21 protein-coding genes, 1 rRNA gene and 1 pseudogene are annotated in these 24,368 nt (G+C 66.0%); 8 read left to right on the forward strand and 15 right to left on the reverse strand.

Annotated features, from left to right (window positions below):
* Positions 1-18 precede the first annotated feature (18 nt).
* Positions 19-4,305, forward strand: coding sequence for an Ig-like domain-containing protein (locus ACFPO9_RS22115; protein WP_379774983.1), 4,287 nt, complete (start codon positions 19-21; stop codon positions 4,303-4,305).
* A gap of 15 nt (positions 4,306-4,320) precedes the next feature.
* On the opposite strand, the gene ACFPO9_RS22120 is transcribed toward ACFPO9_RS22115, so the two are convergent.
* From ACFPO9_RS22120 to gshB, 8 genes and pseudogenes are all read right to left on the reverse strand, one after another.
* Positions 4,321-5,256, reverse strand: coding sequence for an RluA family pseudouridine synthase (locus ACFPO9_RS22120; RefSeq protein WP_379774986.1), 936 nt, complete (start codon positions 5,254-5,256; stop codon positions 4,321-4,323).
* Entirely contained in the window at positions 5,240-6,139 is a 900-nt protein-coding gene (locus tag ACFPO9_RS22125) for a M48 family metallopeptidase (protein WP_379774989.1), read from the reverse strand. The genes ACFPO9_RS22120 and ACFPO9_RS22125 overlap by 17 nt, the downstream gene beginning before the upstream one ends.
* A gap of 66 nt (positions 6,140-6,205) precedes the next feature.
* Complete coding sequence (metW, locus tag ACFPO9_RS22130) at positions 6,206-6,823, reverse strand: methionine biosynthesis protein MetW (protein WP_379774991.1); 618 nt, start codon at positions 6,821-6,823, stop codon at positions 6,206-6,208.
* A pseudogene (metX, locus tag ACFPO9_RS22135) lies at positions 6,820-8,058 on the reverse strand (homoserine O-succinyltransferase MetX); the annotation flags it as partial. The gene metW and the pseudogene metX, both read right to left, overlap by 4 nt.
* Positions 7,988-9,745, reverse strand: a complete 1,758-nt coding sequence (gene ptsP / locus ACFPO9_RS22140) for a phosphoenolpyruvate--protein phosphotransferase (RefSeq protein ID WP_379774993.1) — start codon at positions 9,743-9,745, stop codon at positions 7,988-7,990. The gene ptsP and the pseudogene metX, both read right to left, overlap by 71 nt.
* Before the next feature lie 45 nt (positions 9,746-9,790).
* Entirely contained in the window at positions 9,791-10,060 is a 270-nt protein-coding gene (locus ACFPO9_RS22145; protein WP_379774996.1) for an HPr family phosphocarrier protein, read from the reverse strand.
* Positions 10,061-10,099: 39 nt separating this feature from the next.
* Entirely contained in the window at positions 10,100-10,504 is a 405-nt protein-coding gene (locus ACFPO9_RS22150) for a PTS sugar transporter subunit IIA (RefSeq protein ID WP_379774999.1), read from the reverse strand.
* Position 10,505: 1 nt separating this feature from the next.
* Entirely contained in the window at positions 10,506-11,453 is a 948-nt protein-coding gene (gene gshB, locus ACFPO9_RS22155) for a glutathione synthase (protein WP_379775002.1), read from the reverse strand.
* A gap of 194 nt (positions 11,454-11,647) precedes the next feature.
* Here gshB and ACFPO9_RS22160 point away from each other — a divergent pair, with 194 nt between their 5' ends.
* Entirely contained in the window at positions 11,648-12,463 is an 816-nt protein-coding gene (locus ACFPO9_RS22160; protein WP_379775004.1) for a class I SAM-dependent methyltransferase, read from the forward strand.
* Here ACFPO9_RS22160 and gshA read toward each other — a convergent pair.
* The 4 genes from gshA to ACFPO9_RS22180 all read right to left on the reverse strand — a co-directional run bounded on the left by gshA (position 12,366) and on the right by ACFPO9_RS22180 (position 16,456).
* Positions 12,366-13,667 (reverse strand): glutamate--cysteine ligase, encoded by a 1,302-nt coding sequence (gshA, locus tag ACFPO9_RS22165; RefSeq protein ID WP_379775007.1) that lies wholly within the window; start codon positions 13,665-13,667, stop codon positions 12,366-12,368. The genes ACFPO9_RS22160 and gshA overlap by 98 nt on opposite strands.
* Positions 13,668-13,800: 133 nt before the next feature.
* A complete protein-coding gene (locus ACFPO9_RS22170) occupies positions 13,801-15,342 on the reverse strand; it encodes an ammonium transporter (RefSeq protein WP_379775010.1) in 1,542 nt (513 codons plus the stop codon).
* A 10-nt stretch (positions 15,343-15,352) separates the two neighbouring features.
* Entirely contained in the window at positions 15,353-15,691 is a 339-nt protein-coding gene (locus tag ACFPO9_RS22175) for a P-II family nitrogen regulator (protein ID WP_230020178.1), read from the reverse strand.
* Between the two features lie 12 nt (positions 15,692-15,703).
* The gene (locus ACFPO9_RS22180; RefSeq protein ID WP_379775013.1) at positions 15,704-16,456 is read right to left on the reverse strand and encodes a TorF family putative porin; all 753 of its coding nucleotides are present in this window, start codon (positions 16,454-16,456) and stop codon (positions 15,704-15,706) included.
* A 278-nt stretch (positions 16,457-16,734) separates the two neighbouring features.
* On the opposite strand from ACFPO9_RS22180, the gene ACFPO9_RS22185 reads away from it, so the two are divergent.
* Positions 16,735-16,983 (forward strand): accessory factor UbiK family protein, encoded by a 249-nt coding sequence (locus tag ACFPO9_RS22185; RefSeq protein ID WP_379775016.1) that lies wholly within the window; start codon positions 16,735-16,737, stop codon positions 16,981-16,983.
* A 9-nt stretch (positions 16,984-16,992) separates the two neighbouring features.
* Here ACFPO9_RS22185 and ACFPO9_RS22190 read toward each other — a convergent pair whose 3' ends face one another.
* Complete coding sequence (locus tag ACFPO9_RS22190; RefSeq protein ID WP_379775019.1) at positions 16,993-17,289, reverse strand: hypothetical protein; 297 nt, start codon at positions 17,287-17,289, stop codon at positions 16,993-16,995.
* A gap of 88 nt (positions 17,290-17,377) precedes the next feature.
* Here ACFPO9_RS22190 and ACFPO9_RS22195 point away from each other — a divergent pair, with 88 nt between their 5' ends.
* From ACFPO9_RS22195 to ACFPO9_RS22215, 5 genes are all read left to right on the forward strand, one after another.
* On the forward strand, positions 17,378-18,895 hold the full coding sequence (locus ACFPO9_RS22195) for a YifB family Mg chelatase-like AAA ATPase (protein ID WP_379775021.1): 1,518 nt from the start codon (positions 17,378-17,380) through the stop codon (positions 18,893-18,895).
* Between the two features lie 58 nt (positions 18,896-18,953).
* The gene (locus ACFPO9_RS22200; protein WP_379775023.1) at positions 18,954-19,460 is read left to right on the forward strand and encodes a hypothetical protein; all 507 of its coding nucleotides are present in this window, start codon (positions 18,954-18,956) and stop codon (positions 19,458-19,460) included.
* A 9-nt stretch (positions 19,461-19,469) separates the two neighbouring features.
* Positions 19,470-20,204: an ABC transporter ATP-binding protein gene (locus tag ACFPO9_RS22205; RefSeq protein ID WP_379775025.1), complete on the forward strand. Its 735-nt coding sequence runs from the start codon at positions 19,470-19,472 to the stop codon at positions 20,202-20,204.
* Positions 20,201-21,751 (forward strand): hypothetical protein, encoded by a 1,551-nt coding sequence (locus ACFPO9_RS22210; protein ID WP_379775027.1) that lies wholly within the window; start codon positions 20,201-20,203, stop codon positions 21,749-21,751. The genes ACFPO9_RS22205 and ACFPO9_RS22210 overlap by 4 nt, the downstream gene beginning before the upstream one ends.
* A gap of 102 nt (positions 21,752-21,853) precedes the next feature.
* The gene (locus ACFPO9_RS22215) at positions 21,854-22,195 is read left to right on the forward strand and encodes a DUF1840 domain-containing protein (RefSeq protein ID WP_379775030.1); all 342 of its coding nucleotides are present in this window, start codon (positions 21,854-21,856) and stop codon (positions 22,193-22,195) included.
* Positions 22,196-22,208: 13 nt separating this feature from the next.
* Here the strand turns inward: ACFPO9_RS22215 and ACFPO9_RS22220 are convergent, their stop codons facing one another.
* Both ACFPO9_RS22220 and rrf read right to left on the reverse strand, forming a co-directional pair.
* Positions 22,209-23,882 (reverse strand): diguanylate cyclase domain-containing protein, encoded by a 1,674-nt coding sequence (locus ACFPO9_RS22220; RefSeq protein WP_379775032.1) that lies wholly within the window; start codon positions 23,880-23,882, stop codon positions 22,209-22,211.
* A gap of 245 nt (positions 23,883-24,127) precedes the next feature.
* Positions 24,128-24,240, reverse strand: a 5S ribosomal RNA gene (rrf, locus tag ACFPO9_RS22225).
* Positions 24,241-24,368 lie beyond the last annotated feature (128 nt).

Genomic DNA, 24,368 nt, shown 5'->3' on the forward strand with positions numbered 1-24,368 from the left:
GCCGCGCGAACGACCGCCATGACCTCACTGACCAGTACCCCGCCGATCCTGCTGTCCGCCACCCCGACCGTCATCGCTGGGGTCATGAGCATCGACCTCATGTTCAACACCGCGATGGCGGCCGGCAGCGGCGCGATTTACATCACCGACGGCGCAGTCCAGACCGTGATCGACCGGGCGACCGGCCAGCCGACGATGCGCGTGGTCGGCGCCACCGACACCCACACGATTTCCGCGGCCAGCATCAGCGTCGACGGCGTCCATGTGAAGCTGAGCGTGAGCGGCCTGCTGCCCGACCACGCCTACAGCATCGTGATGGGCAACGGCGTGCTGGTCTCGAGCGCCCACGTGGCCTTCGGTGGCGTGCGCTCCACCTCGCAGCTCAAGTTCACGACCGATCCCCTGCCCGACGACGGCGGCCCCACCCTGGTCTCGCACGAGATCGATACCAGCCTGCTCAAGGCCGGCGGCAGCCTGCAGGTGACGCTGGTGTTCTCGGAACCGGTGAGCGAGCTGACGGCCGACGCCCTGAATGCGCCGAACGCCGCGGTGCGTTCCCTGACGGCGGTGGGCGACGGCCATACCTGGGTGGCGACCCTGGCGCCCGCCGGCGCGGCCGAGCAGCCGGCCAACGTGCTCACCATCGACATGAGCAAGGTCCACGACGCCGCCGGCAATGCCGGCAAGGGCGTCAGCAACGTGGCCAGCTATTCGGTCGACACCAAGGGCCCCTCCGCCAGCATCGCGCTGGACGGGACCGAGCTCACGTCCGGCCATGACATCCTCGCCACCGTCCGCTTCTCGGAAGCGGTCAAGGGCCTGGACGCGGCGGCGCTGCAGGCCGGGCACGCATCCATCACGAACATCAGCGGCAGCGAAGACGGCAAGACCTGGACGGTGACGCTGCACGGCAACGGCAGCGCGGCCGCCGAGGTGCTGAAGCTCGACCTCGGCAAGGTGGCCGACCTGGCCGGCAACCCCGGCAGCGGCACGGTCGCTTCGAGCGCCTATGCGGTCGACACCCAGGGCCCGTCCGGCGTCGCCATCGCCCTCGACGGCAGCCTGCTCAAGACCGGCGGCACGGTCGGCGTGACCTTGCGCTTTTCGGAAGCGGTCCGGGAACTCCCGGCCAGCGCCATCACCGCGCCGCACGCCACCATCAGCGGCCTGGCGAGCAGCGACGGCGGCCGCACCTGGACCGGCACCTTGAGCGCAAGCGACCCGAATACCTCGAGCGGCAACACGCTCAGCGTCGACCTGACCAAGCTGCAGGACCTGAAGGGCAATGCCGGCAGCGGCAGCGTGGTCTCCAGCGCCACCTACGCGATCGATACGGTGGCGCCGGTGGCGGCCGACATCCAGCTGAACGGCAGCGCGGTTTCAAGCGAGGACGGCGTCGAAGTCGTGATGACGTTTTCCGAAAAGGTGAACCTGGGCGCGGACGCCATCCAGGCGCCCAACGCGACCCTGCTCGGCCTGAGCACCAGCGACGGCGGCCTGACCTGGAAAACCATCCTGCGCCCCGGCGCCGGCCAGGTGGAAGTCAGCGGCAACACGCTGGAGATCGACATGAGCAAGGTGCTCGATGCGGCCGGCAACGCTGGCAGCGGCTTTGCAAAGGCCGCGCAGACCTATGAGGTCGACACGGTCGGCCCGGATGCGAGCATCAGCCTGGACGGCAGCGAACTGCTGCACGGCGGCGGCATCGCCATGAAGATCGTGCTGACGCAGAAAGTTAGCGACATCGCCGCGATCCTGGACGTGCCGGGCGCCAGCCTGCTCGACAGCGAGGGCCTGAGCACGCTGCATACCGATGACGGCGGCCTGACCTGGACCGCGACCCTGTCGACCTCCCTGAGCGTGGTGGACGCCGTCAATGCGGTCACGCTCGACCTCCGCGGCATCCACGATGCGCACGGCAATGCGGGCAGCCTCGTCACCTCGGCCAACTACGTGGTCGACGGCACGGTGCAGGCCTATGTGGAACATGACATCGGCATCAACGACTGGCACTCGCCCGATCGCAACGACCATATCAGCAGCGACGATTCGCAGTGGTTTTCCGGCAGGCTGTCGGGCGCGCTGGCGGACGGCCAGAAGGTGATGCTGTCGATCGACGGCGGCGCGGAATTCGCCGCATCCATGGAGGGCGCGTACTGGTACGACGGCCAGGACAACATGCATTTCGAGGACGGCGTCCACACGATCACGGCGCGCGTGGTCGATGGCACCCACCACAGCGCCAGCTTCACCCAGCGCTTCACGATCGACACCGCCGCGCCGGCGATGCTGAGCTCGCCCGCCGGCGCCTCGGGCGGTGCGGGCGACGCCCTGGTCTTCACCTTCGACGAAGCGATGTACCTGGTCCCGAGCGAGGGCGCGCACTTCTATTTTACGGATGCCGAAGGCCATACGGGCGGCGTCTACCTCGACGACAGCAATTTTTCGGCGGACCGCCGCACCCTGACGATCTCCGCCGCGGACCACCATTTCGAGCCCGGCAAGGATTACACGATCGAGCTGTCGAGCGATGTCACCGACCTGGCCGGCAACGCGATCCGCAACCTGCAGCCCATGCATTTCCGGACCTCCGGCGTCGATACCCTGGCGCCGACCGCCAAGTCGGCCGCCTCGCTGACCTCGTCCGGCATCTACGGTATCGGCAAGGAAATCCAGATCGCCGTCGAATTCAGCGAAGCGGTGCAGAAGGCCGGCAGCGGCACGCCGGCCCTGCGCCTGACGAACAAGGGCCTGGCGGCCTGGGACCATGCCAGCGCGGACGGCCGCACCGTCTATTTCAAGTACATCGTCGGCGCCAACGGCGAGGACGATACCCACGGCAGCGACTCGCTGGCCCTGGTCGACAGCAAGGACCTGGCCGGCCACGTCAGCGACCTGGCGGGGAATCTGCTGGACGCCGCCCACATCAGTTTCTCGGGCCTCGACATCCCCTATGTCGACGGCTACGGCCACCACGATGCGGGCGGCACGATCCAGATCGATGCGCATGCCGGTCCCGCGCCGGCCACCCCGATCCTGGCCGCTGCCAGCGATACCGGCGTTACCGGCGACGACATGACCAGCCTGCACACCCCGGAATTGCACGGCAATGGCGCGGCAAGCTATGCCACGGTCAAGCTGTTCGACGAGAACGGCATCCTGCTGGCCCAGACCAGGGCGGATGCCGACAACACCTGGACGTTTGCGGCGAGCGACTGGCTGGAAGGGAAATCGCTGGCGGACGGCATGCACCAGCTGAGCGTCAAACAGGTCGACGGCGCCAACAACGAAAGCCCGGCCTCGGCCGCGCTGGCGCTCAAAGTCGATTCGGCCATCGCGCCGGCCACGGTGACGCTGCGCGCCGAGGACGTCAACGGCAGCCTTGATGGCGACCTGCTGACCAATGCGGCCAAGCCGGTCTTCGCCGGCACCGGTGAAGCAGGCGCCCATATCGTCGTGTGGGACGGCAGCACGATCGTCGGCGAGACCACCGCCGGCGCGGACGGCGCCTACGCCGTGCCCTCGATCTACAACCTGGCGCAAGGCCAGCATACCCTGACCGTCGAACAGACCGACCTGGCCGGCAATAACAGCCCGCGTTCGGCCTCGCAATGGGTGAACTTCCGCATCGACTTCACCGAACCGGACGCGCCGGGCAAGCCCGTGCTGGCGGCCGCCAGCGACGGCGGCGCCTTCGACAACGACGGCATCACCAGGGAAACCAGGCCGCTCATCAGCGGTACCGCGGCGGAAGCCGGCGGCAGCGTCAACATCTACGACGGCACGGCGCTGATCGGCACCGCCACGGTCGGCAGCGACAGGACCTGGTCGTTCACGGTCGGCAGCCAGCCCGATAAGCTGGCGGCCTTCGCCGACCGCGTGCACGCCTTGACGGTCAAGCAAGTCGACATTTTCGGCAACGTCAGCGCGGCCTCGGCGGCATTGTCGATCACGGTCGACAATGCCGCGCCGACGCTCGTCTCGACGACCGCCGACTGGCGCGACCTGAAGAACTGGGGCGCGCTGGAATTCAATGAAAAGATTGTGTTCGCCCAGACCGGGGCCATCGACGTGCTGGACGACCTGAACCACATCGTCAGCACGCATACCGGCAATGTGCATCCGAACTGGGAAATCATTCCCAACGACCTGGGTGTGGCCGACAGGGTATTGGCGCTCAACCTCGGTAATTCGATCTTCGGCCACCTGCACCTGACGATCGGCAGCGGCGCCGTGGTCGACCTGGCGGGCAATGCCGCGGTCATCACCGGCATACCGAGCTTTAATCTTCCCTTCCCGTCCTGAGGCGGCGGGCGGCCCTCAGGGCCAGTCCAGCGCCCGCCCGCTGGCGAAGCTGCGTGCTTCGCCGGTGAGCGGATCCTCGAACGCGATCGAGCGCGCCAGCAGCTGCAGCGGCTTCGAAAAATCGTCGCCCTTGCAGGGCAGCGCGACCGGATAGAAGGCGTCGTTCAGGATCGGCACGCCCAGCGAGGCCATGTGCAGGCGCAGCTGGTGCTTGCGGCCCGTGTGCGGATGCAGGCGGTAGCGCGCCAGCGGGCCGCGGCGCTCGATCAACTCCACCACGGTCTCGGAATTCGGCTCGCCCGCCTCCTCCTTCATCACGAAGAACTTCTCGCCGTCGACCATCCGGCTGCGGTAGGTGAAGGGGAAGTCCCTGTTCTCCAGCACCGGCGCCAGCGCCTCGTAGGTCTTGCGGATCGCGCGTTTCTGGAACATCGACTGGTAGGTGCCGCGCGTTTCCAGGTTGTGCGAGAAGATCACCACGCCGGCCGTCTCGCGGTCGAGGCGGTGGATCGGCGTCAGGTGCGGCAGTTCGAGCCGGCGCTTGAGGCGCACGAGTAAAGTCTCGCGCAGGAAGCGCCCGGTCGGGATCATCGGCAGGAAGTGCGGCTTGTCGACCACCAGCAGGTGCTGGTCTTGATGAATGATCGTTTCCTCGAACGGGATCGGGGTCTCCTGCTCCAGCTCGCGGTAATACCAGATGCGCATGCCCTGGCGCACGTGGCTGTCGGCGCCCAGGGGCTCGCCTTTCGCATCGACCACGTCGCCGCGCGCCAGGCGGTCAAGCCAGGACGGGCCGCCGACCTCGGCAAAGCGCTCCTCCAGGAAGGCCAGCATGCCCCCCGGCCGGGTCTCGGTAATCCACAAATAGCTGGGGGCGACACCGTCGCGCACCGGCAGCGGGACGAAGGCGTTGGCTTCGGCCTGGTGGCCTTTTCTAACGAACCGCGACATTGCTTCGATATGCCGGCAGCCGGTCCACCGAGGTGTTCCTGCTGCGCGCGTACAGCGGCAGCAGCACGTTCATGTGGCCCTGGATCTGTTCGATGCGATTGGCGCCGCCCGGGTGGGTCGACAGGATTTCGATCGGCGCGCCGTTCTTGTCCAGCGCCGCCATCTTGTTCCACAGCGCGATGCCGGCGCGCGGATCGTAGCCGGCGCGCGCCGCGATGTCCAGGCCGACCAGGTCGGCTTCGCGTTCCTCGTCGCGCGAGAATTTCAGCACGTACAGCTGGCCGGCGGTGTTGGCCAGGCCGCGCAGGTCGTAGCCGGTGTAGGCCGAGATCGCAGCGCCGATCACCGAGCTTGCCACGCCGGCGCCCGTGGCCTTGACCTGGCGATCGCGCCCATGCTCGCGCAGCGCGTGCGCGATCTCGTGGCCCATCACGGCGGCGATTTCGTCGTCGGTGAGCCTGAGCTTGTTGATGATCCCCGTGAAGAAGGCAATGCGGCCGCCCGGCATGCAGAAGGCGTTGACCTGGTCCGACTGCAGCAAATTGACCTGCCATTTCCACTGCTGCGCCTCCTGGTTCCAGCGCGCGGTGTGCGGAATGATGCGCTGGGCGATGGCGCGCAGACGCCGGACCTGCGGGTCGTTGGCAGGCACCAGCGCGCCCTTCTGCTGGGCCTGGGTCATGAGCGCCGCGTACTGCTGGGCCGACTGCTGGTCCATCGCGCCTTCGGGCGCCAGCACGTCGCGCACGATGCCTTTTTTGAGCGGTTTGACGGCAATCCCGTCCTGCACGACCTGGCCCTTCTGGCTGCGTTCCTGGGCCGGCGCGGCAGTTGCGATGCCGCACAGGACCAGCACGGCAATGGTGTTCTTCAAAGTGTTCATGGTCGTCTCCGATGCGGACAGGCTGTCATTACGCCGCATCATACAGAAGCATACGTGAGCACACCGTTAGGTAAGGCCCAGATCCTTCTTGCGCAGCCTGAACACCGCCAGGCTGCCGCGCAGGTTGGGCAGGAAGGACACCACCTGGCCCTCGGCCAGCGCCACGTACTCCAGCACTTCCAGCCCGCATTTCTCGGCCAAATCTTTGAAATCGTGGATCGTGGCGTAGCGCACGTTGGGCGTGTCATACCATTGATAAGGCAGCGTGCGCGAGACCGGCATGCGGCCTTTCAGCAGCGCCATCCGGTGCGGCCAGTAGGCAAAGTTCGGGAACGACACGATGGCTTCCTTGCCGACCCGGACGATGTCGCGCAGGCGCGCCTCGACGTGCTGCATCATCTGCAGCGAAGAGAGGCACAGCACCATGTCGAAGGCATCGTCGCCGAACAGGTCCAGGCCCTGCTCCATGTCGTGCTGGATCACGTTGATGCCGCGCCTGGTACTCTCCAGGACCTTGTCGTCGGCGATCTCGACGCCGTAGCCGGTGCAGCGCTTGCCGCGTTCCAGGTAGCGCAGCATGGCGCCGTCGCCGCAGCCGACGTCCAGCACGTGCGCGCCCTCCTTCACCCAATGCGTGATGAAGGCCAGGTCGGGGCGCAGGTTGTTCAGGTCTTCGTATTTCATGCGGCACCCCTGGCAGTCGATTCTTCCCAGATCCGGTCGTAGTAGGCGCGCACGATGTCCATGTAGCGCTTGTCCTCGAGCAGGAAGGCATCGTGGCCGTGCGGCGCATCGATCTCCGCGTAGCTCACCTTGCGGCGGTTCTCCAGCAGGGCTTCGACGATCTCGCGGCTGCGCTCGGGCGAGAAGCGCCAGTCGGTGGTGAAGGACGCGATCAGGTAATGCGCTTTGGTATTCGCCAGGGCCTTGGCCAGGTTGCCGCCGTGCTCGCGCGCCGGGTCGAAATAGTCGAGCGCCTTGGTGATCAGGAGGTAGGTGTTGGCGTCGAAGTATTCCGAGAACTTGTCGCCCTGGTAGCGCAGGTAGGACTCGATCTCGAAGTCGACGCCGAAGTCGAATTTGTAGTCGTTGGTTTCGGCGGCGTTGCGCAGCTTGCGGCCGAATTTTTCCGCCATGTCGTCGTTCGACAGGTAGGTGATGTGGCCGACCATGCGCGCCACCTTCAGGCCGTTCTTCGGCACCACGCCGTGCTCGTAGAAGTCGCCGCCGCGGTAGTCCGGGTCGGTCAGGATGGCCTGACGCGCGACGTCGTTGAAGGCGATGTTCTGGGCCGACAGCTTGGGCGTCGAGGCGATCACGATACAGTGGCGCAGGCGCTCGGGGAACATGATGCTCCAGGCCAGCGCCTGCATGCCGCCCAGCGAGCCGCCCATCACGGCGGCGAACTGTTCGATGCCGAGGCGCTCGGCCAGCCGGGCCTGGGCCGCGACCCAGTCTTCCACCGTCACCACCGGGAACGCGGCGCCATACGGCTTGCCGGTGGCCGGATTGGTGTGCATCGGGCCGGTCGAGCCGAAGCAGGAACCGAGGTTGTTGACGCCGATGACGAAGAAGCGGCTTGTATCGACCGGCTTGCCGGGACCGACCATGTTGTCCCACCAGCCGGCGCTTTTCGCTTCGCCCTCGTAGTGGCCGGCCACGTGGTGCGAGGCGTTCAGCGCGTGGCAGATCAGCACCGCGTTGGACTTGTCGGCGTTCAGCGTGCCATAGGTTTCATACATCAGCGTGTAATCGCCGATGGATGCGCCGCTTTGCAGGCGCAGCGGTTCGGCGAAGTGCATCGCCTCGGGTGAGACTATTCCAATCGATCCCATGGGCTTCTTGTTTTTACAGGGTTTGCAGCTGTTCGACCGCCTCGGCGATCGCGCTCGGTTCCACCGCGCGCAGGATGCGGCGGGTGCGCGGACCCAGCACCGTGAGGTCGCTGGCGAGGATCTCCTGCTTCACCGCCAGCAGCTGGGCCGGGTGCATCGAGAATTCGCGCAGGCCCATGCCGAGCAGCAGGCGGGTCAGCTTGATGTCGCCGGCCATCTCGCCGCACACGGCCACGTCGATGCCCGCCTTGCGGCCGGCCTCGATCGTCATCGCGATCAAGTGCAGCACCGCCGGGTGCAGCGGATTGTACAGGTGCGCCACTTCGTAGTCGACGCGGTCGATGGCCAGGGTGTACTGGATCAGGTCGTTCGTGCCGATCGACAGGAAATCCAGGCGCTTGACGAACATCGGCAGCGCCAGCGCCGCGGCCGGGATCTCGATCATGGCGCCGACCTCGATCGCTTCGTCGAACTTGACGTTCTGCTCGCGCAGCTGGGCCTTGGCCAGGGCAATCATGCTGAGCGACTGGTCGATCTCGAAGGCATGCGCCAGCATCGGGATCAGGATCCGCACCTTGCCGAAGCTCGATGCGCGCAGGATCGCGCGCAACTGGGTCAGGAACAGCTGCGGCTCGGCCAGGCAGTAACGGATCGCGCGCAGGCCCAGCGCCGGGTTCAGCGCGGTGTGCTCGGTCGGATCGAGTGGCTTGTCGGCGCCGACGTCCAGGGTGCGGATGGTGACCGGGCGGCCCTTCATCGCCAGCACCGCCTTGCGGTACTGCTCGAACTGCTCGTCCTCGCCCGGCACCCGCAGCGCGTGCGCGCCGCGGCCCATGAACAGGAACTCGGAGCGGAACAGGCCGACGCCCATCGCGCCCGCTTCCACCGCCGGTCCGCAGTCATCCGGCAGCTCGATGTTCGCCAGCAGCGTGACCGGGGTGCCGTCTTTCGTGATGGCCGGGGTCTTCTTCAGCTTCAGCAGGCGCTTTCTCGCCTTCATCAAGGCGGCCTGGCGCGCGCGGTATTGGTCCATCACCAGCGCGCTCGGGTTGCAGATCACCACGCCGGCATCGCCGTCGACGATCACCCAGTCGTCCTGCTCGATCAGGCGCGAGGCCTGGCTCATGCCCACCGCCGCCGGGATGTCCAGGCTGCGCGCGACGATCGCCGTGTGCGAATTCTGGCCGCCGACGTCGGTCACGAAGCCGACGAAAGAACGGTCGCGGAAGGCCAGCATGTCGGCCGGCGAGATGTCGTGGGCGACCACGATCATCTGCGGCTGGAATTCGTCCTCGCCGGCGGCGCGAACGGGCGGCGCGGCCAGCGCGGTGCCCATCAGGACCTTCAGCACGCGCTCGGCCACCTGCTGGATGTCCTGCTTGCGCTCGCGCAGGTATTCGTCTTCGATCTCGTCGAACTGCGCCGACAGCTCGTCGATCTGGGTCACCAGCGCCCACTCGGCGTTGTAGTGGCGGCTGCGGATGATGTCGAGCGGGGCTTCGGAGATCATCGGGTCCGACAGGATCAGCACGTGGACGTCGATGAAGGCGCCCAGCTCCGTCGGCGCGTCCTTCGGCAGCTCGGTCCACAGCTCCTGCAGCGTGCGGTGGACCTCGGTGATCGCTTCCTGCAGGCGCTTGACCTCGGCCTCGACCTGCTCTTCCGCCACCAGGTAGTGCTTGACGTCGAGCGCGGCCGGCGTGAGCAGGTGCGCGCGGCCGATCGAGATCCCGCGCGAGACCGGAATGCCATGCAGTGTGAACGATGCCATCGATAGTCCTGGATGGAAGCGGCCGCCTCGGGAGTCCGGCATTCCTTACTCGCCTTCGCCGAACTTGTCGTTGATCAGAGCGCTCAGACCTTCGATGCAGGCCTGCTCGTCCGGCCCGTCCGCTTCCAGCGTCACCTTGGCGCCCTTGCCGGCGGCCAGCATCATCACGCCCATGATGGACTTGGCATTGATGCGGCGCCCGTTGCGGGTGAGCCAGACGTCGCTCTGGAATTTCGCGGCCAGCTGGGTGAATTTGGCGGAGGCGCGGGCATGCAGGCCCAGCTTGTTGATGATCTCGAGTTCCTGCTGAATCATGTTGTCGTTGTCGTCTCGTTGTTCGGCTCAGTGAATGCTTCAGCTACCTACGCGAATCCGGTTATCCACCCGCACGGCGCCGTTCTGCGCGCCGGCCAGCGCCATCTCGACCACCACGTCGAGCGTGTCGCGGCGGTAGGTGATGGCGCGCAGCAGCATCGGCAGGCTGATGCCGGCGATGATTTCCACACGGCCCGCTTCGGCCAGCGCGTTGCAGCAATTGGACGGCGTACCGCCCTTGATGTCGGTGATGACCAGCACGCCGTCGCCTTCGTCCAGGCGCTGGATGGCTTCGTGCGCGAGGCAGTTGACCTCGTTCGTATCCTGGTCCGCCGTCACGTCGATCGCCTCGAAGCGTTCGGTGGGACCGCGGAACACGTGCGCAACCGCCGCGATGAATGCCTGGCCCAACGGTGCGTGGGTCATCAGCAGAATGCCTACCATGTCATTTCCTGTCAGCTGCTTTCTCGACGGCGTCGATGAACATCGCGGGCACGTCGAAACCGGTCTGGTCGGTGATCTCCTGGAAGCAGGTGGGGCTGGTGACATTCACCTCGGTCAGGAAATCGCCGATCACATCCAATCCTACCAGCAACAGGCCTCGCTCGGCCAGTTTGGGGCCGATGGCTTCAGCGATCTCGCGTTCGCGGTCGGAAATCGGCTGCGCCACGCCGACGCCGCCGGCGGCCAGGTTGCCGCGCACTTCGCCGCCCTGCGGGATGCGCGCCAGCACGAAGGGCACCGGCTTGCCGTCGATCACCAGCACCCGCTTGTCGCCCTTGACGATGGCCGGGATGTACTTCTGGGCCATGATGGTGCGGGCGCCGTTGTCGGTCAGGGTCTCGATGATGGAACCGAGGTTGAGGCCGTCGTCCTTGATGCGGAAGATGCCGGCGCCGCCCATGCCGTCGAGCGGCTTGAGGATCACGTCGCCGTGCTCGGCGTGGAAGGCGCGCAGGCGCGTGCCCGAGGACGTCACCAGGGTCGGCGAAGTGAACTCGCTGAACTGGCCGATCGCCAGCTTCTCGTTGTGGTCGCGGATCGCCGAGGGCTTGTTGAACACGCGCGCGCCCTGGCGCTCGGCGAGCTCCAGCAGATAGGTGCCATACACGTATTCCATGTCGAAGGGCGGGTCCTTGCGCTGGATGACGGCGTCGAACTCGGCCAGGCGCAGGGTCTGCGCTTCGCCCGCCTCATACCAGTCGTCTGGGTCGCCGGTCAGGGTGATCTCGACCACGTCGGCCGTCACCACGCCCTGCTCCAGCACCATGTGGCGCTGCTCGAAAGCGTAGATCTGGTGGCCGCGGCGCGCCGCCTCCCGCATCATCGCGAAGGTCGAGTCCTTGTAAATCTTGAATCCGGACAGCGGGTCGGCGAGAAAAGCGATTTTCATGTTGGTTCCAGTCGGGACAATGCATCGATTTTAGCCGGAAACGCGGATTCTCGCGGAAAGCCGGCCAGGAGCGCAGTCCTTGCCGGCACGCCCGATTCTCCTTGGCAAACATGCATTTATTCGGGTGGGGTTTGCGGGCTCTCAAGCGTGCTGACGGGCGCGTTGGGGATCATGGCGGTCGAGGAGGATGGACCATGAGCGACCAGGTCGAGCAGGAACGCATCAAGCAGGTCTATCGCCAGTGGCACGGCGGCGCCGCACTGGCGCGCTATGCCTGGCACCGGCCGGAAGTCGTGAGCCAGCAGGCGGCGCGCGCGCGCGTCCTGTCGCGGCTGCTGGCGCGCACCGTCGGCCCGGACTTGTCGAACACGCGGGTGCTCGACGTCGGCTGCGGCAACGGCCGCTTCCTGCGCCAGCTGATCGACTGGGGCGCCACGCCGGGCCACCTGGCCGGCACCGAGCTGCAGCAGGACCGCCTCGAGCATGCCCGCCTGCACACGGCGCCCGGGGTGCGCTGGCACCTGGGCCAGCTGGACACCCTCCCCGACAACAGCGTCGACCTGGTCAGCGCGCATACGGTGTTCTCGTCGATCCTGGACGAAGACACGCGCCGTGCGCTGGCCGCGGAAATGTGGCGGGTGCTGCGGCCCGGCGGCTGGACCATGATCTTCGATTTCCGCTACAGCAACCCGCGCAACAAGAACGTCCGCAAGGTCACGGACGTCGAGCTGCTGCGCTTCTGGCCAGCCGAGCAGCGCCATTACTGCACGCTGATGCTGGCGCCGCCGCTGAGCCGGGCGATGTCGCGCCTGCCCTGGCTGCTGCCGGAACTGCTGTCCGCCTGCGTGCCGCTGTTACGCTCCCACTTCGTCTACATGGCGCGCAAGGAGCCGCCCGAACGCCGAAAACGGATTAATAAATCTCCGGATCCGGATCCGTCCTTTCCATCTCCAGCGACGCCGCCAGCAGCGCCAGGCGCGCCACCACACCATACACATAGAAGCGGTTAGGCGCCGCCGTACCCGGTTTGGCCTTCAAATCGGGCACCGCATGCTGCTGCGAGAAGGCCAGCGGCACGAATTGCGAGCCTGGTGCATTCAGGTTCTGGTCGATGCCGCGCTCCGCGTGCACGCGGTAGAAGCCGCCGACCACGTAGCGGTCGATCATGTACACGACCGGCTCGGCCACCGCATCGTTGATCGATTCGAAGGTCGGCACGCCTTCCTGGATCAGCACGTCGGTGACGGTGACGCCGTCCTTGATGACCGACATCTTGTTGCGCTGCTTGCGGTTCAGGTCCTTGATCTCGGACGCGTCCTTGATCGTCATGATGCCCATGCCGTAGGTGCCGGCGTCCGGCTTGACGATGACGAAGGGCTTCTGGTCCTTCATCCCGTATTCCTTGTACTTCTTCTTGATCTTCGACAGCAGGGCCGAGACGCTGTCGGCCAGCGCTTCCATGCCGATGTCTTCCTGGAAGTTCACTTCGCCGACCTTGCTGTGCAGCGGGTTCACCATCCAGGGGTCGATGTCGATCAGCTTGCCGAACTTCTTCGCCACTTCGTCGAAGGCCTTGAAGTGGTTGCTCTTGCGCCGGATCGCCCAGCCCGCATGCACGGGCGGCAGCAGCGATTGCTCGTGGATGTTCTCCAGGATGCTCGGGATGCCGGCCGACAGGTCGTTGTTCAACAGGATCGTGCAGGGGTCGAAATCGGCCAGGCCGACGCGGCGGCCGTTGGGCGAGCGCACCAGTGGCTCGACCACCAGCATATTCCCGTCCGGCAGGGCCAGGGGGGTCGGCTGGGTCACTTCCGGCGACAGCGAACCGAGGCGCACGTGCAGGCCGGTCTGGCGGAAGATCTGCATCAGGCGCTGCACGTTCTGCAGGTAGAAGGGATTGCGGGTATGGCTTTCCGGGATCAGCAGCAGGTTGCGCGCATCCGGACAATATTTGTCGATGGCCGCCATGGCCGCCTGCACCGTCAGCGGCAGCATCTCGGTGGAGAGGTTGTTGAAGCCGCCCGGGAACAGGTTGGTGTCCACCGGCGCCAGCTTGTAGCCCGCATTGCGCAGGTCCACCGAGCAATAGAACGGCGGCGTGTGCTCCTGCCACTCGAGGCGGAACCAGCGCTCGATGGCGGGGGTGGCTTCGAGGATCTTCTTTTCCAGGTCCAGCAGGGGACCGTTGAGGGCTGTGGCAAGGTGGGGAACCATGGTGACGTCCTTGGGGCTTCTTAGCGATGTGGGAAATGCAACATGGGGGCTTGCGCCCCCTTTTTAAAGACCGATTATCCCATCGGAAATAAAAAAGCGCCCCGCAGGGCGCTTTTGGCGACACAGGGCCTGCTCAGGAATGATAAGCCGATTCGCCGTGGCTGGTAATGTCCAGGCCCTCGCGTTCCTGGTCTTCCGGCACGCGCAGGCCGATCACGATGTCGACCAGTTTGTAGGCGATGACGGCGACCACGGCCGACCAGAGGATGGTGGTGCCGACCGCCTCGGCCTGGATCAGCACCTGGTTAGCGATCGAGTAGGGATCGGCCGACATCTTGTTGGTGGTGTAGTCGAAGATGCCCTGCCCGCCCAGTTGCGGCGAGGCGAACACGCCGGTCAGCAGCGCGCCCAGGATGCCGCCCACGCCGTGCACGCCGAACACGTCCAGCGAATCGTCGGCGCCGATCATGCGCTTCAGGCCGTTCACGCCCCACAGGCAGACCACGCCGGCCACCAGGCCGATGATCAGGCCGCCCATCGGACCGACGAAGCCGCAGGCCGGGGTGATGGCCACCAGGCCGGCCACCGCGCCCGAGGCGCCGCCCAGCATCGAGGGCTTGCCCTTGGTGACCCACTCACCGAATACCCAGGACACGGTGGCCGCGGCGGTTGCCAGCAGGGTGTTGATGAAGGCCAGCGCGGCGACGTCGCCCGCTTCCAGCGCCGAGCCGGCGTTGAAGCCGAACCAGCCCACCCACAGCAGCGAGGCACCGATCATGGTCATGGTCAGCGAGTGCGGGGCCATGTGCTCGCGGCCGTAGCCGACGCGCTTGCCGATCATGATCGCGCCGACCAGGCCGGCGACGGCGGCGTTGATGTGGACCACGGTACCGCCCGCGAAGTCGAGGGCGCCCTTCTGCCACAGCCAGCCGCCTTTGGCGGTCTCGGTGGCGAGGGTCGCGGCATCCTTGATCGCATCCGGACCGGTCCAGAACCAGACCATGTGGGCCACCGGCAGGTAGCCGAAAGTGAACCACAGCACCATGAAGGCCAGCACGGCCGAGAATTTGACGCGCTCGGCGAAGGCGCCGACGATCAGGCCGCAGGTAATGGCGGCGAAGGTGCCCTGGAAGGCGACGTAGATGAACTCGGGGATGACGACGCCCTTGCTGAAGGTGGCGGCGGTCGAGAACGTGGCCTTGGCCGGATCCCAGATGCCGTTCAGGAAGGCACGATCGAGGCCGCCGAAGAAGGCGGTCTTTTCCGTGAAGGCGATCGAATAGCCGTAGATGCACCACAGCACGATGATGACGGCGAAGATCATGAAGACCTGCAGCAGCACCGACAGCATGTTCTTGGACCGCACCAGGCCGCCGTAGAACAGGGCCAGGCCAGGGATCGTCATCATGATCACCAGCAAGGTGGCGACGAACATCCAGGCGGTGTCGCCTTTCTGCGGAACCGGCGCCGCGGCCGGCGCTTCGGCTGCGGGCGCCGCCGCTGCGGCGGCGGGCGTTGCGGCGGCGGGTGCGGCGACGGCGGGAGCGGCCGGGGCGGCTTCGGCTGCAGCGGCAGCAGCGGGCTTGGCGGCATCCTGGGCCAGGGCAGGCAGCGAACTGCCCAGCGCCAGGGCGACGGCGAAGCCTGCGATCATTTTTGTGATTGTGCGTATCATCGGGTTCCCCTTACAGCGCATCGTTGCCGGTCTCGCCGGTACGGATACGGATTACCTGCTCCAGACTGGAGACGAAAATTTTGCCGTCACCGATCTTGCCGGTGCGTGCCGCGCTCTGGATCGTGTCGATCACCTGGTCGACGATGGCGTCGTCGACGGCCGCCTCGATCTTGGTCTTCGGCAGGAAGTCGACCACGTATTCGGCCCCGCGATACAGCTCGGTATGGCCTTTCTGGCGCCCGAAACCCTTCACTTCGGTCACCGTGATACCCTGGACATTCAGCTCGGACAGGGCCTCGCGGACCTCGTCGAGCTTGAAGGGTTTGATGATGGCGGTGATCATTTTCATGCGTTTGCCTCTTCAGAAAGTTTTTGAAACAGACAGCAGGGCCGCGGACTTCCCGAGGTTTTCTCCGGACGGGCTCAGGTAGCCGCTGGTATTCGCCTTGATCCAGGACAGCGCGACCGAGCACACGCCCAGGTCCTTGGTCACGCCGAGCTTGTAGTCGGTATAGGAAAACGCGCCGTTGTGGCGGACTTCCTGGTGGCCCGCGTGCAGGTTCAGCACGAAGCCGCCGCCGACATCGACGTTGGCGCCGACATCGAGGTAGCCGCTGCCCTTGCTGTCGGCGGTGCCGAACAGGTTGGTCAGCGAGTGCGAGTACTTGATGTAGGCCGGACCGTAACCCAGCTGGCCGTACAGCTCGAAGGTGTTGGCGTTCGGGTGCAGGCCGTTGTCCGGGTAGAAGTAGTACAGGCCGCCGACGTCGTAGGTGACATCCGCGCTCAGGTTGCCGCGCTTGCCGGCGTAGATATCCCATTCCAGGTTGCCGCTGCCGCCCAGGTCCTTGGTCCACTTGATGGTGGACAGCCAGGTGCCCACGTACACACCGGTCGGGTTGTGCACGTAGTCGGCGCCGCCCTGCAGGGCCGGATCGAGCCGGCTCTGCGACAGGCCGCGGTAACGGTAATCGCTGGTCAGCGCCGCGTTGTAGCTCACTTCATTGTCCGGCTTCTGCTCCTGCTCCTGTGCGCCGGCCAGCCCGGTGGACAGGCTCCACACGCCCGCCGTCAGGATCACGATCTGCTGCCACTTGCTGCTTCGACGCTTCATACGACACTCCCTTATCAATGAACTTGGACCTGATGGGTTTACAATCCGAACTTCGCGTCCCTGTTTTTGTATGTTGTATGCTTGCTTTAGCAGGATGCGTGCCAACCCCTTGATCAAACGGCAAGGCTTGTATTCCCGGGCCTCGTCCCCATTCTTGGGATGCAAAAAATGACAACGATGCCGCAGGCGCGTGCGCCGTACAGGTGCATGCACTAAATCAGCGATGCACGCACAAAAAGAGTGCGCACATCGTGGTGCGGCCACTATGGATAAAGAAGATGGACATGAATAATTTCTTCAACGATCTGCAAGGCAAGATCAACCAGGCGATCGAGAATTCGCCGGCCAAGGACATCGAACGCAATGTGAAGGCCATGATGACCCAGGGCTTTTCGAAGCTGGACCTGGTGACGCGCGAGGAATTCGACATCCAGGCCCAGGTGCTGGCCAAGACCCGCGCCAAGCTCGAGGCGCTCGAAGTGCGCGTGGCGGAACTGGAAGCGAAGCTTGCGTCGGAAAAGGTGTAAGGCGCAGCTTTAACGCAGGGCGATGCGCCGTACGAGCCGCCACAGGGCGAACAGCGCGGCGCCGCCCAGGCTGACGGCGAAGACGATCGCCAGCACGATCCCCAGCGGATTCATGAAGCCCATGCTGTCGGCCACGAAGATCAGCACGCAGGCCAGCGCCAGCTGCGCCAGCCACACATGGCGCAGCGGCCGCAATGCCGCCACATCCCCGCCCCGCCGGAACCGCAGCGCCACGTAGAACACCGGCCCGCACAGCAGGCAGAACAGCAGCGCCACGACGGCGACGGTCAGGATCAGTTTCGGCATCCCGGCACTATACACATTTGGCCGCTCTCAAGAATCGCAGGCCTCCCAGCGCTCACCATCTGCAGGTCTTCATCCCGACAGGATCGCCATGAGTCTTGCAGTGCTGCGCAGCCGGGCCTTGGCCGGCATGGACGCGCCCTCCGTCAGCGTCGAAGTGCACCTCGCCAATGGTTTGCCCGGCATGGCCATCGTCGGCCTGGCGGATGCCGAGGTGCGCGAATCCAGGGACCGGGTCCGGGCCGCGCTGCAGAATTCCGGCTTCGAGCTGCCGAACCGGCGCATCACGATCAACCTCGCGCCGGCCGATCTGCCGAAAGAGTCCGGCAGGTTCGATTTGCCGATCGCGCTCGGCATCCTGGCCGCCTCGGAACAGATTCCATCCGAAGGGCTGGACCGCTACGAGTTCGCCGGCGAGCTATCGCTATCGGGCGAACTGCGCCCGATCCGCGGCGCGCTGGCGATGACCTTCGCCATGCACCGCAGCGCGGACGGCGCCAGACGCGCCTTCGTGCTGCCCCACGCCAATGCCGACGAAGCGGCGCTGGTGAGCGAGGCCGCCATCTACCCGGCAAACACGCTGCTGGAGGTATGCACCCACTTCGCGGCGCAGTCGGATGACGCGCGGCTGGCGCGGCACCGTCCGCCAGCTGCTCTGGCGCCGCCCCGCTATCCCGACTTCGCGGACGTCAAAGGCCAGCAGCACGTCAAGCGCGCGCTCGAGATCGCGGCGGCCGGGCTGCATTCGGTGCTGATGGTCGGTCCGCCGGGCGCCGGCAAGAGCATGCTGGCTTCGCGCTTTGCTGGCCTGCTGCCGCCGCTGAGCGATGAAGACGCGCTGGAATCGGCGGCGATCCAGTCGCTGGCCGGGCGCTTTTCCATCGAGCATTGGCGCCGCCGGCCCTTCCGCAGCCCGCACCACACCAGCTCGGGCATGGCCCTGGTCGGCGGCGGCGGCGTGCCGCGCCCGGGAGAAATATCGCTGGCCCATCACGGCGTACTGTTCCTGGACGAACTCCCGGAATTCAGCCGCCACGTGCTGGAAGTGCTGCGCGAGCCGCTGGAGTCGGGCCACATCACGATCTCGCGCGCGGCGCGCCAAGCCGACTTTCCCGCCAGCTTTCAACTCATCGCGGCGATGAATCCCTGCCCTTGCGGCTGGCTGGGCCATCCATCCGGCAAGTGCCGCTGCAACCACGAGGCCGTGCTGCGCTACCAGAACAAGATTTCCGGCCCCCTGCTCGACCGTATCGACCTGCAGGTGCCGGTGTCGGCAATGGCGCCGGAATCGATGGCGGCCCAGGCCGATGGCGAGCCCAGCAGCGCCATCGCCGCGCGCGTAACGCGCGCCCACGCGATCCAGCTGGCGCGCCAGGGCAAGGTCAACCAGCGCCTGGCGACGCGCGAGATCGACCGCCATTGCGAACTCGACGATGCCGCTGAGCAGTTGCTTCGCAATGCCATGCGCCATCTGCACTGGTCGGCGCGGGCCTATCACCGGGTTTTAAAAGTGGCGCGGACGATTGCCGACCTGGCCGAGGCGCGGCGGGTGCAGGCGGAACATGTGGCCGAGGCGATCCAGTACCGGCGTGGCCTGGTCGAATCCTGATTAAATATCTGCAACTTTTTTGCTGGCAGGCGGCGCGGGGCGCTGATACCATCGGCCCATGAAAATCCGTCTCCTCTCGCCGGTCCTTTTCCTCCTGCTGGCCGCCTGCAGCCCGAAATACAACTGGCGCGACTACGCCAGCCCGGATGCGCCCTACAAAATCACTTTCCCGGCCAAGCCGGCCAGCTTCACCCGCAGCGTCGACCTCGACGGTTTGCAGGTCAGCATGACGATGACGGCGGCCGAAGTCGACGGCGCCACCTTCGCGGTCGGCTCGGCCGAGGCGCCGGACGAGGCCCGTGCCCGCGCCGCGCTGCCGGCCATGATGCAGGCGCTGCTGCGCAATATCGGCGCCGGCGGCACGCAGGGCAAATTCCAGACCGATGCCAACGGCAAGGCGACCGGCGATGTCGACGCCACCGGCAGCAGCAATGGCGTGCCGGTGCGCCTGGTCGGCCATTTCGAAGCGCGCGGCAAGCGCTTCTACCAGGTGATCGTGCTCGGCAAGGCGAATGCGTTGCCGCCCGAGCAGGTCGAGCAGTTCCTCACTTCCTTCAGCCTCTGAGGCCACGCCATGATCGACGATACCCCTGCATTGCAGCTGCGTTCCCTGCGCAAGTCCTTCGGCCGCCCGGCCGTCGACGGCATCGACCTGCGCGTCCGGCGCGGCGAACTCTATGCCTTGCTCGGCCCGAACGGCGCCGGCAAGACCACCACCCTGCGCATGGTCACCGGCCTGCTGGCGCCGGATTCCGGCCAGGTCGAGGTGCTCGGCATCGACCTCGCGGCCAATCCTGCTGCCGCCAAGCAGAAGATGGCCTATCTGCCGGACGATCCGATGTTGTACGGTAAGCTGAAGCCCACCGAATACCTGGAATTCGTCGCCGGCCTGTGGGGCATCGCGCCCGAGGAGGCCGAGCCGCGCGCACGCCGCCTGCTGGACTGGCTCGACCTGGCCAAGCACGCGCACGAACTGACCGAAGGCTTTTCGCGCGGGATGAAACAGAAGCTGGCGCTGGCCGGCGCCCTGATCCACGAGCCCGAACTGCTGATCCTGGACGAGCCGCTGACCGGCCTCGACGCCGCCGCCGCGCGCCAGGTGAAGGATTTGCTGGTGTCCCACGTTGCCAAGGGCGGCACGGTCATCCTCACTACCCACATCCTCGAGGTGGCCGAACGCCTGGCCCAGCGCATCGGCATCATCCGCCAGGGCCGCCTGATTGCGGAAGGCACGCTGGCCGAGCTGCGCGAGCGCACCCTGGGCGGCAGCCTGGAAGACGTGTTCCTGCAGCTGACGGAGCAGGCATGAAGGCGCCGCCCGGCTCGAGCCTCTGGCTGCTGCGCCACGAATTGCGGATGGCATGGTACGGCGCGGCCATCAATGCGGGCGGGCGGCGGCGCATGGGCTGGGCCAGCATCGCGGTGTGGGGGCTGGCCTGGACCCTGCTGCACGCGGGCGCCTGGGTCTTGCTGCGCAATCTTCCGTCGGGCCCCATGGATCCGCGCTTCGCCATCATCGCGACCCTGGCGCTGGTGGCGATCGCCTTCCTGATGCTGTCGAGCTCGCTCAAGGCCAGTGTGCTGGCGCTGTTCGAGCGCGGCGACCTCGACCTGCTGCTGTCTTCGCCGCTGCCCTCGCGCAGCATCTTCACGGTACGCCTGCTGGGCGTGGTGCTGGCCTGCGCCGCCCTGTATTTGTTCCTGTTCGGGCCGCTCGTGCACGTGGGCGTGGCGATGGGCCAGTTGCGCTGGGTCGGCGTGTACGTGGCGATCGCCACCACCGCCACGCTGATGGCTTGCCTGGGCATGCTGCTCACGCTGGCCCTGGTGCGCGTGCTGGGTGCGCGCCGCACCCGGGTGCTGGCGCAGGTCTTGAGTGCGGTCGCGGGCGCTTTGCTGTTCCTGCTGTCGCAGTCGTTTTCGTTTTTCTCGCAGACGGCGCAGTCGGGCGCGGCCGAGCGCACCGCGCACCAGCTCCTGCGTTCGCCCCTGTTTGCCCCGGACAGCGCGCTCTGGTTTCCCGGCCGCGCGGTGCTCGGCGATCCGCTGGCGACCCTGGGCATGGCCGTGCTGGGCATCGCCGCGTTCGCGCTGACCGCCGGCCGCACCCACCGCTTCTTCGTGCACGGCCTGCAGCAGGCGGCCAGCACCTCGCGCGCGCTGGTCAAGCCGGCCGGCGAGATGCGCCTGCGTTTCCGGCGCAGCCTGTTCGACACCGTCGTCGTCAAGGAATGGCGCCTGATCGCGCGCGATCCGCATTTGATTTCCCAGGTGCTGCTGCAACTGGTCTACCTGGCGCCGCTGCTGTTCCTGATCCTGAAGAAGAACGATGCGCCCGGCCCCGCGATCGGCGCCGGCCTGACGCTGCTGTGCAGTTCGCTGACCGGCGGGCTGGCCTGGATCGTCGTCGCGGCCGAGGATGCGCCGGACCTGCTGCAGTCGTCGCCGGCGGCCGGACGCACGATCACGCTGGCCAAGCTGGCCGCCTGCGTGATGCCGCCCTTGCTGCTGGTCGCCCTGCCCCTGTTGTGGCTGATCGTACGCGCGCCGCTGGCCGGCGTCCTGATCGGCTTCACGGTGGTGGCAAGCGTGCTGAGCGCCGCGCTGGTCGTCAAATGGCAGGCGCGGCCGGGCAAGCGCAGCGATTTCAAATCGCGCGGCAAAGAAAACTTCCTGTGCTCGATGTTCGAGCTCGTGAACACGCTTTGCTGGGGCGGCCTGGGCTGGCTGCTGGTGACGCTCACGACGGAGGCCGGCAGCGCGGCCGGCTCGACCGCCCTGATGGCGGCCGGGGCGATGACTGCCGACTTGTTGACGCTGCTGCTGGCTTGGCTGATGCGACGCCAGCCCGATTAAGCGCGCTCTAAGCGTTCTCCAAGCGTAAAGTGGGTCTGCGCACCGACGTTTCGCGGCTAGTCGTGTTATCGTTTGGTTACTAAATGATTGAACGAGACAACTATGTTAATCACCTTTAAATCGAAAGCCTATCCCAATGTCCTGATGTACCAGGAGCACGCCCAGCGCATCCTGGATCTGTTGGACAAGGACCCGGAGCGCGGCGTCATCACGGCCGCGGAAGCGCCGAAAGCGGTGCAACTGCTCGAGCATGAGATCGACGAGAGCCGCAAGCACCAGGCCACGGACGAGGTCGAACAGGACGTCAAGGCCCATGCCGGCGACATCGAGGATACCGACCACGAGCCGGCCGAAGCCGTGACGTTCTCGACCCGCGCCTACCCGCTGCTGGAAATGCTGCGCGCCGCGCGCGACCAGGGCAGCGACATCCTCTGGGGCGTTTGAGTCCCTTGGCGATCTAGCGCGCGTCGGCGGACACGGCTGGCGCCGTCGCCGGCGCAACCCGGCCCTTGCCCTTGCGCTTGGCCTCGTACATGGCCTGGTCGGCTCGCGCCAGCAGGCGCGCCGGATCCGGCGCCTGGTCCGGCATGTGCAGGGCCACCCCGATGCTTGCGCCCACTTGCACGCTGGCGCTGCGCAGCGTATAGGAACGGGAGAGCTGGCCCAGCAAATCCTCGGCCTTGGCGACCGCATCCGACTCGTCGCCCAGCAGCTCCAGGATCACCACGAATTCATCGCCGGCCAGGCGCGCCGCCATGTCGGTCTCGCGGATGCCGTTCAGGATGCGCCCGCTGAACTGGCGCAGCAGCTCGTCGCCTTCCTCGTGCCCATGCGTATCGTTGACCAGCTTGAAGCCATCCATGTCGAGGAACAGCACCGCACAGGGACGGCCCGCCCGGTTCGCACGGGCCATGGCCTCCGGCAGCGCCGCCATCAGCGCGCGGCGGTTCGGCAGGCCGGTCAGCATGTCGCGCATCAGCAGGCTCTGCAACTCGGCGGTGCGCACGGCCACGGTGTCTTCCAGATGGGCGTTCATCTCTTCCAGCTCGGTGCGGTAGCGGCGTTCGCTGCGGATCAGGCCGCGTAGCGCTTCCGACAGGACCTCGGCTTCGTGGAAGCCGCCGGCCTGGGGAATCGCCTCCGGCGTCGCCTGTTCCGGGGACCTGGTGATGCTTTCCATGGCGCCGCTGAGGGATTTCAAGGGCGCCGCGATACTGCGCGCCAGCAGCGCTGCGAGGCCGGCCAGGATGCCCGCTAGAAGCAGGCTGAACCACATAGCGCGTTGTTCGAACCGATGCGCCGACGCCATCGCCGCCGCTTCCGTCTGGCGCACCAGCACGGCCCAGTGCAGGGCCGCGCGCTCACGGCTGCGCCCGCTCAAGCTGTAGCCGGTCACATAGGTATTCCCGTCCGGCCAGCGTTCGGTAATGGCGCCGGTCTTGCCCTGCTGGGCCAGCGTCAGGCTTTGCGTGGAGATGCGCTTCTCGAGCATATCGTCTGGGCCGAGCAGGACCACGCCATCGCTGCGCACGACGATGATCTCCGCCCCGATATCCCGTTGCGCCGGCGTCAGCAGGTCGCGCGCGAGGCTGCGCGCCCAGGACCAGCTGAGGTGAATGGCAAGCACACCGCGCAGGGCGCCGTCCGCATCTCGCACCGGCCCGGCAATGTCGACGAATCGCCACGGATCCGGCGTGCGCGGCAGCAGATTGCCGAGCAGAACGGCCGGATGATAATCGTTGGCCGTCACGCCCTGCTCGCCCGTATGGAACCAAGGCCGCGTGCTGACGTCGCGGTTTTCCAGCATGCCCCCGGTTGCGGCCACAACTTTGCCGTCGGTATCGGCAATACCGATCCAGGCGTAATCGCTGAAATGGCGCTGCAGGTTCTCGAGAATCTGGCGCGCTGAGGCAGGGTCAGTCGGCCGGCGCAGTTGCGGCAGGGCCGATAGAAGATAGACGTCGCGTACGGCCTGGTCGAGGGTGCGGTCGAGCGAGTCGCGCATCTGCCAGGACACTTGCTGCAGGCGCAGCCTTGCCTGTTCCGAAGCGTGCTCGATCGCGTAGTGATCGACCAGCAGCAACTGCAGCACGACGGTGATGGCGACGGTCAGGCAAGAGAAGGACACCATCAATGCCGCCAGCCGCAAGTGCTTCGCCCTCTTGGGTTGCCGAATGGTGTCGCTGGCAGTCATATCGAACGTGAATTTGCAAAAGCGAAATGCTACCGTACATACGGTTCTCTGTTCCAGCAAAAGATTGCTTATTATTAGGGTCTGTGGCGCTTTTGCCTATAAAAATTGGGTAGACCGCTTGCGGTCGCGGAAAAGCAAAAAGCCCGCCCAGAATTAACTGGACGGGCTCTGCATAATAATTAGCCTGACGATAACCTACTTTCACACTGGTTGCAGCACTATCATCGGCGCAAAGTCGTTTCACGGTCCTGTTCGGGATGGGAAGGGGTGGTACCGACTTGCTATGGTCATCAGGCATAAACTGTACGGGTGTCGTCGCGTGATCGCTGACGCCACCCTGAATCCGGAAGAAGTAAGTTTTACTTGTAATCTGTTGTGTCAACAAACAGCTGTCATCGACCTGGCTTTGACTGCCAAGGTTAT

Source organism: Massilia aerilata (assembly GCF_042656905.1).
Classification (GTDB): domain Bacteria; phylum Pseudomonadota; class Gammaproteobacteria; order Burkholderiales; family Burkholderiaceae_D; genus Telluria; species Telluria aerilata.

Coding starts and splice junctions, on each gene's coding strand:
- ACFPO9_RS22180 (WP_379775013.1), bottom strand. CDS start 16,456: ATGAAGCGTCGAAGCAGCAAGTGGCAGCAGATCGTGATCCTGACGGCG.
- ACFPO9_RS22160 (WP_379775004.1), top strand. CDS start 11,648: ATGAGCGACCAGGTCGAGCAGGAACGCATCAAGCAGGTCTATCGCCAG.
- ACFPO9_RS22175 (WP_230020178.1), bottom strand. CDS start 15,691: ATGAAAATGATCACCGCCATCATCAAACCCTTCAAGCTCGACGAGGTC.
- metW (WP_379774991.1), bottom strand. CDS start 6,823: ATGAAATACGAAGACCTGAACAACCTGCGCCCCGACCTGGCCTTCATC.
- ACFPO9_RS22205 (WP_379775025.1), top strand. CDS start 19,470: ATGATCGACGATACCCCTGCATTGCAGCTGCGTTCCCTGCGCAAGTCC.
- ACFPO9_RS22120 (WP_379774986.1), bottom strand. CDS start 5,256: ATGTCGCGGTTCGTTAGAAAAGGCCACCAGGCCGAAGCCAACGCCTTC.
- ACFPO9_RS22150 (WP_379774999.1), bottom strand. CDS start 10,504: ATGGTAGGCATTCTGCTGATGACCCACGCACCGTTGGGCCAGGCATTC.
- ACFPO9_RS22125 (WP_379774989.1), bottom strand. CDS start 6,139: ATGAACACTTTGAAGAACACCATTGCCGTGCTGGTCCTGTGCGGCATC.
- ACFPO9_RS22215 (WP_379775030.1), top strand. CDS start 21,854: ATGTTAATCACCTTTAAATCGAAAGCCTATCCCAATGTCCTGATGTAC.
- gshB (WP_379775002.1), bottom strand. CDS start 11,453: ATGAAAATCGCTTTTCTCGCCGACCCGCTGTCCGGATTCAAGATTTAC.
- ACFPO9_RS22115 (WP_379774983.1), top strand. CDS start 19: ATGACCTCACTGACCAGTACCCCGCCGATCCTGCTGTCCGCCACCCCG.
- ptsP (WP_379774993.1), bottom strand. CDS start 9,745: ATGGCATCGTTCACACTGCATGGCATTCCGGTCTCGCGCGGGATCTCG.
- ACFPO9_RS22145 (WP_379774996.1), bottom strand. CDS start 10,060: ATGATTCAGCAGGAACTCGAGATCATCAACAAGCTGGGCCTGCATGCC.
- ACFPO9_RS22170 (WP_379775010.1), bottom strand. CDS start 15,342: ATGATACGCACAATCACAAAAATGATCGCAGGCTTCGCCGTCGCCCTG.
- ACFPO9_RS22200 (WP_379775023.1), top strand. CDS start 18,954: ATGAAAATCCGTCTCCTCTCGCCGGTCCTTTTCCTCCTGCTGGCCGCC.
- ACFPO9_RS22190 (WP_379775019.1), bottom strand. CDS start 17,289: ATGCCGAAACTGATCCTGACCGTCGCCGTCGTGGCGCTGCTGTTCTGC.
- ACFPO9_RS22195 (WP_379775021.1), top strand. CDS start 17,378: ATGAGTCTTGCAGTGCTGCGCAGCCGGGCCTTGGCCGGCATGGACGCG.
- ACFPO9_RS22210 (WP_379775027.1), top strand. CDS start 20,201: ATGAAGGCGCCGCCCGGCTCGAGCCTCTGGCTGCTGCGCCACGAATTG.
- gshA (WP_379775007.1), bottom strand. CDS start 13,667: ATGGTTCCCCACCTTGCCACAGCCCTCAACGGTCCCCTGCTGGACCTG.
- ACFPO9_RS22185 (WP_379775016.1), top strand. CDS start 16,735: ATGGACATGAATAATTTCTTCAACGATCTGCAAGGCAAGATCAACCAG.
- ACFPO9_RS22220 (WP_379775032.1), bottom strand. CDS start 23,882: ATGGTGTCCTTCTCTTGCCTGACCGTCGCCATCACCGTCGTGCTGCAG.